Source organism: Burkholderia sp. 3C, assembly GCF_054589155.1.
Window position 1 is genome coordinate 155848 of the sequence record NZ_BAAILN010000012.1, and the last position, 12350, is coordinate 168197.

The 12350-nt window shown below is 69.7% G+C and carries 9 protein-coding genes; 2 read left to right on the plus strand and 7 right to left on the minus strand.

Annotated elements, in window-relative coordinates; translation table 11 throughout:
• Positions 1-193: 193 nt before the first annotated feature.
• Positions 194-994, minus strand: a complete 801-nt coding sequence (gene hpaI / locus ACYP33_RS01815; protein WP_414447375.1) for a 4-hydroxy-2-oxoheptanedioate aldolase — start codon at positions 992-994, stop codon at positions 194-196.
• 515 nt (positions 995-1509) lie between these two features.
• Between hpaI and ACYP33_RS01820 the strand changes: the two genes are divergently transcribed.
• Together ACYP33_RS01820 and ACYP33_RS01825 are read left to right on the plus strand one after the other, a co-directional pair.
• A complete protein-coding gene (locus tag ACYP33_RS01820; RefSeq protein WP_459619396.1) occupies positions 1510-3303 on the plus strand; it encodes a S8 family peptidase in 1794 nt (597 codons plus the stop codon).
• A 327-nt stretch (positions 3304-3630) separates the two neighbouring features.
• Positions 3631-4296, plus strand: coding sequence for a cation diffusion facilitator family transporter (locus ACYP33_RS01825; RefSeq protein ID WP_414447374.1), 666 nt, complete (start codon positions 3631-3633; stop codon positions 4294-4296).
• 259 nt (positions 4297-4555) lie between these two features.
• Here the strand turns inward: ACYP33_RS01825 and ACYP33_RS01830 are convergent, their stop codons facing one another.
• The 6 genes from ACYP33_RS01830 to ACYP33_RS01855 form a co-directional block, all read right to left on the minus strand.
• Positions 4556-4795 (minus strand): oxidoreductase-like domain-containing protein, encoded by a 240-nt coding sequence (locus tag ACYP33_RS01830; protein WP_414447373.1) that lies wholly within the window; start codon positions 4793-4795, stop codon positions 4556-4558.
• Positions 4796-4893: 98 nt separating this feature from the next.
• Positions 4894-6477, minus strand: coding sequence for an autotransporter strand-loop-strand O-heptosyltransferase (locus ACYP33_RS01835; RefSeq protein ID WP_459619339.1), 1584 nt, complete (start codon positions 6475-6477; stop codon positions 4894-4896).
• Positions 6467-8719 carry an autotransporter outer membrane beta-barrel domain-containing protein gene (locus tag ACYP33_RS01840; RefSeq protein ID WP_459619341.1) on the minus strand — a complete coding sequence of 751 codons (2253 nt, stop codon included), beginning with the start codon at positions 8717-8719 and terminating at the stop codon, positions 6467-6469. Before ACYP33_RS01840 ends, ACYP33_RS01835 begins: the two co-directional genes overlap by 11 nt.
• Before the next feature lie 105 nt (positions 8720-8824).
• A complete protein-coding gene (locus ACYP33_RS01845; RefSeq protein WP_459619342.1) occupies positions 8825-9847 on the minus strand; it encodes an alpha/beta fold hydrolase in 1023 nt (340 codons plus the stop codon).
• Positions 9844-11151, minus strand: a complete 1308-nt coding sequence (locus ACYP33_RS01850) for an MFS transporter (protein ID WP_414449177.1) — start codon at positions 11149-11151, stop codon at positions 9844-9846. Before ACYP33_RS01850 ends, ACYP33_RS01845 begins: the two co-directional genes overlap by 4 nt.
• A 77-nt stretch (positions 11152-11228) precedes the next feature.
• Positions 11229-12338: an alpha/beta hydrolase gene (locus ACYP33_RS01855; RefSeq protein ID WP_414449176.1), complete on the minus strand. Its 1110-nt coding sequence runs from the start codon at positions 12336-12338 to the stop codon at positions 11229-11231.
• Positions 12339-12350: the final 12 nt, after the last annotated feature.

Here is a 12350-nt window from a genome sequence, read left to right on the forward strand (position 1 = left end):
AAAGAGTGCGCTTCACTTTAGGAAGTTGTGCCCGCAGATGCAATTTCGGCGTCTTACCGCATCTTTCCGTGCCGCGGCGCGATGCGGGCAGATCGGCCGCCGGCCCCGCCCGCAACCGATCGCGGCGCATTACACCGGTAATGCGCGCGACGTTCAACGCACGCGCCCCGGCTGCGTTTCGCGCCCGCCGGGGTCAACGTTCGCGATCGGACGGCCCCACGCCGAACGTGTTGGCCACCGCGCGCACCGCGTTCGCGTAGAGCAGCACGTCCACGCCCACCGCCACGAACAGGCAACCGAGCGACAGGTAATGACGCGCGAGCGTCGCATCGTCGGTCAGCGTGCCGGCCGCCTTGCCGCTGCGCACGATGCGCGCGATGGCGTCGTCGATCGCGAACTGCACGTCGGCATGGCGCGGGTTGCCGCGATGCCCCATCGACGCGGCCAGGTCCGCCGGCCCGATGAACACGCCGTCCACGCCGTCGACGGCGCAGATCGCCTCCAGGTTCGCCAGCGCGGTGGCACTTTCGGCCTGCACCAGCAGGCAGATTTCCTCGTCGGCCAGATCGAGGTAATCGGTGCGCTGGTTCCAGCGCGAGGCGCGCGCCACCGCACTGCCCACGCCCCGCACGCCGCGCGGCGGGTAGCGCACCGCCGCCACCAGCGCGCTCGCCTGCTCGGCGGTTTCGACCATCGGCACCAGCAAGGTGCGCGCGCCCGCGTCGAGCAACTGCTTGATCAGCGCGGCATGGCCCTCCACCGGCCGCACCACCGCCTCGGCGCGATAGGGTGCCACGGCCTGCAACTGCCCGACGATGCTGCGCACGTCGTTCGGCGCGTGCTCGCCGTCGATCAGCAGCCAGTCGAAACCGGCCGTCGCGGTGATCTCCGACAGATAGGGCTCGGCCATCGACACCCAGAAGCCGACCTGCTGGCGCCGCGCCGCGAGCGCGGCCTTGAAACGGTTCATTCCATACGAATGGCTTGCAGTCATAGTGGTGCGTTCCTCTCGATCAATTCGCTTGGCATGGCGAAGCAAAACGGCCTGCCTGGCCCGCTCGCCGCGCCCTCAATTCAGACTTTTCGATTCGGCTTCGATCAGATGATTCCCCGCCTCCAAACCGGACTTTCAAAACTTACTTGGCGCATTTCTTAGTTATCCAAATTCATATGACAAATACGAATCCCTTGATGTACGGGGTTTACAAGCCGCTATTCAAACGATCGATCAGAACTCATTCATGCATTTCCGGGATTGCGATCCGTCCCCGCAAGGATTCCGATCATTTCGGATGCCAAGCTTTTACAGGCAACTATTAAGAATTGTGAACGCGCGCCGTTACCCGGAACAGAAGCTCTTGCTGCACGCGTCAGCGCAGCGGGAGAAACGGACCGGCCTTCCATCGCGACGATGGCGGCGAACGCGACCGGGGTGTCGTGTAGCCACGTTGCCAGGCGGTCCCCCTGACCGCGGGATGGCGGTTGCGAACACAAAGAATGAGTCACGACATGAATATCGAGCGCTTCAACCCCGCCCAGTTCCGCCCGGGTCAGATTCGTACGCTGGCCACCGTCGTTTCGATGACGTTGATCGCATCCGTGATTGCCGGTTGCGGCGGTGGCGGCGGCGGTGATACGCCCACCGCGTCGGCCGCGGCCGGCAACGGTACCAGCAGCGGCACCACGGCATCCACCTCGGGTTCGTCCTCCGGCACCTCGTCGAACAACTCCGCGATGTGCACCACGGCCCTGGCCTCCTCGCAAGCCGCCACGGCCTCGACCACCACCAGCAGCAGCACCACGTCCAGCACGACGACCGACGGCAACTCGACGGCCACGCCGTCGCTGGTGTCTTTGAGCGCGTTCGAGGCACCGGTCGATCACCTGATCGTCAAGCTCGCCTCGGCTTCCGCCTCGACCAGCAGCAACGGCGCCCGCACGCTGGCCGCCGCGTCCACCGCCGCCGATCCGGCGCGCGTGGGCAACGTGATCAGCCGCGTGCTGACGCAATGGAACACGCAACGCTCGAAGGCCAGCATCCTCGCCGCAACCAGCACCGGCGGCAGCACCGCCGCGCTGCCGAGCTTCGACAACGTGCAGCTCGAGCGCACCATGTCGGACGGCTCGGCCGTGGTGTCGCTCGGCAAGCGCGTGTCGAGCACCGACGCCAACACGCTGGCGCAGGCATTCGCCGTCGACAGCGACGTGGCCTACGCCGAACCGGACCGCCGCCTGTTCGCCAGCGCCACGACGGTCACGCCGAACGATCCGAGCTACGCGCAGCAATGGAACGACTTCAGCACCGCGACCGGCACCAACATGCCGGCCGCCTGGAGCCTGACCACCGGCGCATCGACCGTGGTGACCGCCGTGCTCGACACCGGCTACCGCCCGCACACCGACATCGCCGCCAACCTGGTGGCCGGCTACGACTTCATCACCGACGTGAACACCGGCAACAACGGCCACGGCCGCAGCGCCGACGCGACCGATCCGGGCGACTGGGTCACGCAGGCCGAGCTGAACGATTCGACCAGCCCGTTCTACAACTGCGCGAGCGCGCCGAGCAACAGCAGCTGGCACGGCACGCAGGTGGCCGGCCTGATCGGCGCGGTCGGCAACAACGGCACCGGCATCGCGGGCGCGAGCTGGTTCGGCAAGATCCAGCCGGTGCGCGTGCTCGGCAAGTGCGGCGGCACCACCAGCGACATCGCCGACGCGATGCGCTGGGCGGCCGGCATCTCGGTGTCGGGCGTGGCCGACAACCCCACCCCGGCCAAGGTCATCAACCTGAGCCTCGGCGGCAGCGGCCCGTGCGGCAGCACGTTCCAGTCGGCCATCAACGACGTGATCGCGCGCGGCGTGACGGTGGTGGTGGCAGCCGGCAACGACGGCCTCGCCAACGGCCAGGATCGCCCTGCGAACTGCACCGGCGTGGTCGCCGTCGGCGCGACCGATTCGACCGGCAAGCGCGCCTGGTACAGCAACTACAGCCCGGAAATCACGGTGAGCGCGCCGGGCTCGACGATCCTGTCGACCAGCAACACCGGCACCACCAGCCCGGGCAGCGACACGTATCAGACCAACAGCGGCACCAGCCTGGCCGCACCGCAAGTGGCCGGCGTGGCGAGCCTGATGCTGGCGCTCAACCCGAACCTGACGCCCGCGCAGATCTCGCAGAAGCTGATCGCCACGGCCCGCCCCTCGCAGATCGCGGTCACGTCCTCGTCGGCGTGCACGGCGATGGCGCCGGGCGCCGGCCTGATGGATGCCGGCGCGGCGGTTGCGTCCGCAACGAATTAAGCAAGCCCGTCCCTGTCACGGCATCGTGGTTCGATGCCGCTCCCCACGGCGCCCGCGTAACGCTTCCACGTTGCGCGGGCCGTCGTTTTTTACGCCCTTGCGGTTCCCGCCCACGTGCGTGCGGCAGGCTGCAATCCGCCGCCTGTGACACGCATGTGACACCGGCCGCTCCGGTGCGTCGGGACATTCCCGCCCCCACGCCCGGCGCGCCTCGCGGCGTTCGGCCCATTTCCGTTCGCGGGCCGCCGTTACCCCATTTGTCACAGGTCTGCCATTTCCGGCCGATAGAGTCCTGCTTCATTCAAGCAGAACACTCCCCACGCCTCCATGCCGAGTTCAGCGCGCGCGTCCCAATCCGTTCATGCGATCACCAGCCGTGTGCTGACGACGAGCCTCGTCGTCAACCTGGTGCTGATGGCCGCGCAGGCCGGTGCCGCCTATGCCGCGCATTCGTCGGGGATCTTCGCCGATACGGTGCATGCGGCGGTCGATCTGCTGGCCGATGCGCTGCTGCTGGTGGCGTGCCGGCTCGACGCGAAGCTGCCGCCCGAACAGCGCCCGACCTACGAGCCGTTCGCGCTGCTGGGCCTCGGCGTGCTGCTGCTCGCCACCGGCGCGCAGATGGTATGGAGCGCCACCACCGACCTCGGCTCCCCGAGCGACGTGACGCCCGATGCGTTGTCGTTCGCAGTGCTGGCGATCGCGCTGGCGGGCAAGGAAACGCTGTCGCGCTGGATGCTGCGCCGTGCGCGCGCGATCGGCGGCGCGGCGTTGATTGAGGCGAGCGCCTGGCACATCCGCACCGACGCCCTCACGCTGCTGGTCGCCACCCTGGCGCTGGCCGGCGCGCGCGCCGGGCTGCCGCGTCTCGACGAGCTGGCGGCCACGCTGATCGGCGTGATGATCGTGCGCACCGGCTATCTGTTCGCCAGGCGCGGCTATCAGTTGCGCGCGGAACAGACGGGCGGCGTGTATCGGGCCGAGTCGCGCTGAATATTGCGCTGAATATTGCGCTGATCAAGGCGCTGATTGCGGGTCTGGAAATCGGGCCGATGATCAGACTGGAAATCGCGCTGGAAATCGGACGGGCGATCGCGCCGACGCTCACCGAATCGGGCTGAGTATCGGGCTGAGTATCGGGCCGACGGTTGCACTGAAAAGCGCGCCGATTCGCATCAAGCAGCCCCGGTTCGCACCTCGGCGGCGCCCTTCCCCACTTCCCTTCTCCAACGCTCCGACCCGGCGCCCCCGCTCAGGCGGACCGCGCCTCGGGATGGCGTTCGAGCCATTGCGCCAGGTCCGCCTTGTATTGGGCGAGCGCGTCGTCGTACATATCGAAAATGCAGGGCGCGCAGCCGGATTGGCAGCAATCCTCGAGTTCGGGCGGCACGGGGGCCTCCGGACGCGGATCGGCGGGGGAAGCGGCCGGCTGGGTATCGGCGGCGGAAATGGAAACAGCGGCGGAAGCGGGAGGTTGCGGGGAATTCGACACGGCGTGACTCGGGCAAGCGGCAATAGGGAACAAGGAACAGGACGAAACGCAAGTATAGGCTTGCGCCGCGCCCCGTTCCCGCCGACGCGCCCGGAAATTCAGGCGGCCGGCGCCATCGGCACGTCGGTTGCCACCGGCGCGGCGGCCCGGCGCGGATCGAGATCGAGATTCGTCATCAGGCTCTTGACCGTGCGGATCACCTGCCCCGGCGTGATGGTGCGCGAGCATTCGAACTGCCGGTCGGTGCCCGCATGGCGCGGACACCACGCGAAGTCGAGGTGATCGAACTCGATCGACGTGTCGTTCCAGCAGCTGTTGCAGACGTGGAAGTTGATCACGCGGTACGGCGTCTCGAACTCGTTCATCGGGTGCGTGAAGCCGCTGATCATGACCACCGGCTTGCCGAGCGCCCAGGCCAGCCACGACAGCCCGCTCGACAGCCCGATGAAGAAATCGGCGTGCAGCAGCAGGCTCGCGCGCTGCTGCAACGGCAGGTCGCCGGTGAAATCCTCGCTGCCGTACGGGATCAGATTCCACATCAGCTTTTCGCCATGCGCCGGCTGCTTGTCGATGCAGAGCACGCGGTAGCCGCTCGCCTTCAGGAACTTCACCAGTTCGTACCAGCCGGTCGGGTGATTCCAGTACTTGCATTGCGACGACGATTGCGCCGCGATCACCACGTAAGGCTCGGCGATCTGGCGCGTGGTGTCGCGCACGCCGATGCGCGGGCGGCGCTCCACGGCCATCAGGCCGAGCAGGTACGGGATCGTCTTCTGCAGGCCGCTGACGCGGAAATCGGTCGGCTGATGCGTGCGGTCGTCGCACGGGAAGAAGATGCCGAGGTAGTAGCTCGCGTAGCTGCGCGCCAGCACGGCGGCCTCGTCCTCGGGGCGCACGTATTCGAGGTCGGGATAGGCATCCTCGAACAGCGACCACAGCGCCGCGCCCATCGACACCGCCACGCGGCAACCGTGGGTGCGGCGGAATTCGTCGACGTAGGGGAACCAGGCGAGGATGTCGCCGAGCGTGCCGACCGGCAGACGCATGTAGACCTGCCGGTCGCGCGCGTCGTAGTCGTGCTCGAACACCAGCTCGCCGTCGCGCAGCACCTCGATGCGAAAGCGCACGAAATAGCGCTTCGTGCTGCTGACGATGCCGTCGTCCACCGGCTCGTCGAACAGCACCACGTCGGCGTCGGTATCGAGCAGGCGCACCTGCCACGAACCGGGCGGCACCTGCACGCGGCAGCCGTAGTTGAAGTCGTAGCGGATGCCGTGCGGCCCTTCGAGCACCGGCGGGCCGGGATCGACGATCGCGGTCGGCACGGTGTCGACCAGCGCGGCGGAGCCAGCCGGGGCCAGCGGCGCGGCGAACGCGACCGGCACGGCGGCAGGCGCCAGCGACGCCGCCGGTGCAAGGGCTGATGCAACAGCAACAACCGGTGCAACGGCAGGCACGGCGGCCGGGATCGGCATATCGGCCGCCGTTTGGCGCGGCAGACCCGCCAAGCCATCGGGCGCCGCGACACTCGACGCCTTGCCAGTCACATTGCCCATCGCCTTGCCCGCCACATCGCCAGCCGCATTGCCCGCCGCCATGCCCGACGCGGACACCGCGGACAACGCCGCCTCGATGATCGACGACGTGCGGCGCGCGGCCAGCGTATCGAGTTCAGTCGACATAGCGCAGCCCCACCGTCACCGACCACGGTTGCGAATAATCGTGGCCCTTGCCGTAACCGAACGCGCCCCAGGCCCGCACGTGGCGCGTGAGCGTCGCGCCCACGCCGAGATCGGCGTTGATCCAGGTCTTCGGCAGCGCGGCGGTCAGCGCGGTGCCGCCGATCGTGTCGTTCAGCCCCGCGTTGAACACGTGCATGGCCTCCACGCCGACATACGGGTCGAGCTTCAGGTCGCCCACCGCGAACGACGCGCCGACCCGCGCGCCCGCGCCGCCGAACACCACCGATTTCGATTGCAGCACGATCGGCGTGCCGAGCGAGGTTTGATAGGACACCGCACCGTCGTGCTGCCAGGTGGCCTCGACGCGCGGCTCGGCCCACCAGCGCCCGCCGAGCTGCCAGCGCTTGCCGGCGTCGATCGACAACGCGAAGCCTGATTGCGCGTAGCCGCCGGTGGCCTGGTTGCCCGAGGTGGTGACGCCGAGCGATTGCTTGAAGCCGAGGTAGCGCACCACGGTATCCGCGAACAGGCCCGACGGCGTGTCGATGCCCGCGTAGGCGCCGATATTCCAGGGCCGCGCGGTGCCGTTGCCGAGGCCGTCGAAGCTCTCGTTCGCTTCCGCGTAGCCGCCCGTCGCGCCCACGTGCACCGTGCCCGCGTGCGTGGCAAAGGCCCAGTCGCGGCCGATCTGCGCGCCGTACAGCGTCGAATCGGTCGCGGTGCCGCCCGGGTTGGTCTTCAGGCGCTGGTCATAGGCGCGAACCCACAGGCCGCCGCCGTCGCCCGCGCCGCCGCGCAGGTCGCCGAGATACGAGAACGTCGTTTCGAGCTGCTGATACCAGAGCATCGGCGTGGTGGCCGCCGCGGCCTGCGCGACCGAGGCGATGTCGCTGGTGCGGCCGGTATTGGCCAGGAAGTAGTTGCCGCCGTCGTCCTGCAACGCGAACTTGTAGGCGCCCACGTCGATGCCGTTGCCGCCGCCCGCCAGCGTGAACGTCGCGCTGGTGCCGGCCGCCTGCACGAGCTGCACGCGCGCGTTGGCGGCCGCGGCCGTGGTGCTGCCGTCATGCACCGACAGCGAATACGCGCCGGTGCCCTGCGCCACCACCAGCCGGTCGGCCTGCCCCGCGCCGACGTTGGTATTCAGCACGAACTGGCCGCTGCCCGACAGTTGCCCGACGCTCAGCGTCTTGAAGCCGCCGCCCTTCGGCGCGGCGAACGCCACCGTGCCGCCCTGCATCGCGAGCGTGCCGGCGGACACCGCAGCGTTGCCGGTCAGCAAGTCGGTGGCGGCTTCGTCGAGCGTCAGCGTGCCGCCGGCCAGCACCACGCCGGCCAGCGTCTGCGCGGCCACCGGCCCCGCCGCCGTGTTGCCGCCCACGTCGACCGTCAGGTTGCCGCCGGCCGCCACCGTGCTCTGCGCGGCCGAGCCGCCGAGCAGCACCGTTTGCGCGCCGCCCGCGTTGACCTGCGTGCCGGTGGCCAGGCCGCCGCTCGACACGAGCTGGATGCCGCCGTTGACCACCGTCGAGGTGGTCGCGCCGCCGGTGAACACCACTTGCGAACCGGCGCTGACCACCGTGCCGACGGCCGAGCCGCCGGCCGACACGTATTGCTTGCCGCCCGTCACCACGCTGTCGTTGGCCTGCCCGCCCGAATAGATGCGCATCAGGCCACCCGTGCCGACCACCGAGCCGCTGGCCAGGCCGCCGCGCGACACGCCGAAGCTGCCGCCCGACACCACCGTGGTGCCGGTCGCCACGCCGCCCGCCGATATGTACTGCGTGCCGCCCGACGACACCACCGTGCTGACCGTCGAACCGGCCGAGAACACCGTCTGCAGCCCGTCGTTGCCGATCACGGTGCCGGTCGCCACGCCGCCGCGCGACACCACCTGCCGCCCGCCCGCGAGCTGCGTGTTGGTGGTGCCGCCGCCCGATGAAATGGTTTGCGTGCCGCCCGACGAGACGGTCGCGCCCACCGCCGTGCCGCGCACCGTCTGCTGGCCGCCGTTGTTGATGGTGGTGCCGTTGACGGTCTGGCCGGCGGCCACCGTCGACACGCAGGCCGCGCCGCCCGGCAGGGCCTGGTTGTCGCACGATTGCGCGTGCACGGCAGGCGCGATCGCGGGCAGCGCCAGCGCGACCAGCGCGGCCGGCACACGTGACGAAGCGGCGCGCCGGACCGTCGCGCCAGGCACGGCGAGTCGATCCGGGGTGGAGTTCGGGCTGCGCAAATTCATACGGTCTCCTGATTTTCTTGGATATGTTCCGGATTCGCGTCCGGGGTGCTGCCTGCTGATTCGTGATGATTCGTGGAACCCGCTCGCGCGGGCTCCGTGCGCCGCTCAGGCTTCGCGCGTGGTGTTGCCGAACAGCGCCGCGATGCCGGCGGGCGAGCCGAACACCGCATCGGCGTCGTGGCCCGCGCCCGGAATCCGGTGCGTTTCATGGGTGCAGCCGGCCGCGCCGCGCGAGGCGATATAGCGGGCATAGGCCAGGCCGCGCCCGAGCCGGTGCTCGCCTTGCGTCATCGCCGCGCACGAGCGGTCCAGCGCCGGGTGTTCGGGATCGCAGTCGCGCTCGCCGAGCAACACGGTCACGTCGCGTTCCAGATAGCCGCGCTCGAACGCGCCCGGCTCGGCGGCGGCGGGCTGCTCGCTCGCATAGGCGGGCAGCGCGTCGAGGCCGTATTTCCAGTCGTTGAAGCCGGTGCAGCGCGCGCCGTCGAACGGCGAGAAGCCGCCGTCGGCATCGGGGCGCAGCCGGTCGAAATACACGTAGGACGACGGATTCGCAATCACGTAGCGCAGCGCCACGCCCTGCGCGCTCAACGCCGCCTCGCCGCGTGCCAGCACCGCGTAGCGCTGCGCGACCTGGCCGCCGCCCGAATGGCCGGCCACCACCACTTCGCGCAGCGCGGGGAACGTGGCGCGGTCGGCGAGCGCCGCGAGCAACGCGTCGAGCACGTCGAACGAGCTGACCGGTGCGGGCGCCAGCGCCTCGCCGCCGCCCATCCAGCCGGTCCAGTCCCAGCACAGCGTGGAGGCCGGCAGCCGGTGCGCTTCCACGTCGGCCTGGGCGAGGAACTGCGGCACCAGCAGCACCGTGTCGTTCGAGTTGCGGCCGGCCGCGGCGCGGGCGCGATGGGCGAAGCGGAAATACGCGTCGGCATTGCGCAGCCGGCCGTGCAGCAGGATCACGGCGGTCGTGACGTCAGGCTGCGAGGCATTCCATTCGCCGGTGGCGAACAGCGGCACGATGCCGGTGCCGGCCGGTGCGTTGACGGTCAGGTGTTGCGGCGCGATGACATCGACGGGCCGTTCGTTCGGCGCGCGTTCGTCGTGGGCGTGGTCGGGCACGGTGCTCAAGCGGGGGTCCTCGTGGTGGCCGCTGCGTCGGCGCCGAGTTCGGGGTGTCCGCGACGGGACAGCCCGACCAGGGCGAGCGAGACGAAGCCGGCAAAGATCAGATAGAACGCGGGGGTCAGGCTGCTGCCCGTCAGCGACGTCAGCCCGGTGATGGTGAACGGCGCGAGCCCGCCGAACAGCGTGACCGCGACGTTGTACGAGAGCGCCACGCCGGACGAACGGCTGCGCACCGGGAACAGCGTCGCGAGCATGCCCGGGTGGGCGCCCGACATCGCCGCGAGAAACACGGTGGAAATCAGTTGCGCGATCAACAGGCGCTCGGCCGACGGCGCGGACACCACGAACACGAACAGCGGATACGCGCACAGCATCCAGGCGATCGTGATCGGATAGAACAGCCGGTACGGCCCGTAGCGGTCGGCCAGACGCCCCGACAGCGGGAACAGGAACAGATTCAGCAGGCCCGAGAAGAACGCCCCGCGCAGCGCGACCTGCAACGGCAGGTGCAACTGGCGCTCGACGTACACGGCCAGATAGGAGTGCCACACATAGTTGGTGGCCGCGCCCACCGCGATCACGCCCATCGCGCACAGCGCGGCGCGGCCGTTGTCGCGGAAGAACGTGCGCAGCGGCACCTTCGGGCGCTCGCCGGCGCTTTCCGCGCGCAGTTGCTGGAACTCCGGCGATTCGGCCACCTTGTGACGGATGTAGAAACCGAGCGGGCCGGCCAGCGCGCCGCACAGGAACGGCACGCGCCAGCCCCACTCCACCAGCGAGGCATGCGACAGCCGCGTGGTCAGCAGATAGCCCGCGGCCGACGACAGCAGCAGCGCGAACGACTGCGCCGTCATGTTGAAGCTGCCGTAGAACATCTTGCGGCCCGGCGGCGCGTATTCCACCAGCATCGCCGAGGCGGTGGCGAACTGCCCGCCCACCGACAGCCCCTGCAGCACGCGCGCCAGGATCACCAGCGCGGGCGCGGCGTAGCCGATCTGCGCGTAGCCGGGCGTCAGCCCCATCAGCAGCGTGCTGCCGGCCATCGAGATGATCAGCAGCGACAGCGCGCGGCTGCGGCCGGCGCGGTCGGCATACACGCCGAGCAGGATGCCGCCCAGCGGTCGCACGAAAAAGCCCACCGCGAACGTGGCCAGCGTCAGCATCAGCGACACCAGCCCGTTGCCGGACGGGAAGAACACCTGCGCGATGATCTTCGAGAAATAGCCGTAGATCAGGAAGTCGAACCATTCCAGGCCGTTGCCGAGCACCGACGCGAAGATCGCGCGGCGCACCATCGACGGCGACATGCGCACGGCCACGGCAGACTCCGCCGCCGCGCTGTCGCGCGCAACCTCGGTCACGTGATTGGCTGAATTGGCTTGACTCATGATCCGCACCCCGGCGTGTCGTAGATGGCGGCCAGTGCGCAGGCCGAGGTCAGCATTTTCGCGCCGTTGTGGCCCACGCCGGGCACCACGTGCAGATGCTGGTTCAGGCCTTGCGGATGGCGCGCCTGCAGATAGCCGAAGTAGGCTTCGGCGCGCGCGAGGCGTTGCGGGCCTTGCGCCTCGGCCGGGCAGCTCTGGTCGAGCGCCTTCTGCTGCGGATCGTCGTCGTTGCCGCCCACCAGGTACGTGACCTGCCGCGCCGCGTAAGCCGATTCGAGCTGGGCGGCGGTGCGATCGGCCAGGTACGGCGGGCGCCTGGCCATGCCGTATTTCCAGTCGTCGAAGCCGGGGCACGCGGCGGCGTCGAACGCGGCCGGCTTGCCGTCGGCGCCGGGGCGCTCGGCATCGAAATACGCATACGACGACGGGCTCGACACCACGTAGCGCAGCGCGATGCCCGCGCGGGCCAGCACGCCGGTTTCGCGCGCCGCCACCGCGTAGCGCTGCACCACCTGGCCGCCGCCCGAATGGCCGGCGAACACCACCGTCTTCAGGTTCGGAAAGCGCGTGCGGTCGGCCAGCCGTTCGACGATCGTGTCGAGCACCGTGTAGGAGCTGACCGCAACCGGCGCGAGCGCGGCGTCGCCGGCCATCCAGCCGTTGGCGTCCCAGCGCAGCAGCGCGGCATTGTCGGTTTCACCGGCTTCACCGCTGCGGCCGGCCAGGTCGAGCGAGGCCAGGAACTGCGGCGCGATCAGCAGCGTGCCGCTCACATCGGCGCCTTGCGCGGCGGCCGCGTCGCGGCCCTGCTCGGCGCTGTGGAAATAGCGGTCGGCGTTGCGCAGCTTGCCGTGGATCACGATCACCGCGCGCGTCACCTCGGGCAGCGGCTGGTTCCAGTCGCGCGACAGGTAGAGCGGGAATTGCGCGGCGCCGGCCGGCGTGGCGATCGGCATGCGCGTCGCCGAGATCCGCGCGACGGGGCGCAGGTGCGCGTTGTAGACGTGCGGCGCGGCGGCGGCCGAAGCGGCAGCGGTGGCGGCGCTCCCGGTCGATGCGGCGGGGGTGGCTGTCGCCGCCGAAGCCGCCAGCGCGGAGCCGGCCATCGTGGCCAGCGC

Excerpts from the sequence above, each read along its gene's own strand:
- hpaI (WP_414447375.1), bottom strand. The coding sequence starts at position 994 with ATGACTGCAAGCCATTCGTATGGAATGAACCGTTTCAAGGCCGCGCTC.
- ACYP33_RS01840 (WP_459619341.1), bottom strand. The coding sequence starts at position 8,719 with ATGAATTTGCGCAGCCCGAACTCCACCCCGGATCGACTCGCCGTGCCT.
- ACYP33_RS01855 (WP_414449176.1), bottom strand. The coding sequence starts at position 12,338 with ATGGCCGGCTCCGCGCTGGCGGCTTCGGCGGCGACAGCCACCCCCGCC.
- ACYP33_RS01820 (WP_459619396.1), top strand. The coding sequence starts at position 1,510 with ATGAATATCGAGCGCTTCAACCCCGCCCAGTTCCGCCCGGGTCAGATT.
- ACYP33_RS01825 (WP_414447374.1), top strand. The coding sequence starts at position 3,631 with ATGCCGAGTTCAGCGCGCGCGTCCCAATCCGTTCATGCGATCACCAGC.
- ACYP33_RS01835 (WP_459619339.1), bottom strand. The coding sequence starts at position 6,477 with ATGTCGACTGAACTCGATACGCTGGCCGCGCGCCGCACGTCGTCGATC.
- ACYP33_RS01850 (WP_414449177.1), bottom strand. The coding sequence starts at position 11,151 with ATGTCGCCGTCGATGGTGCGCCGCGCGATCTTCGCGTCGGTGCTCGGC.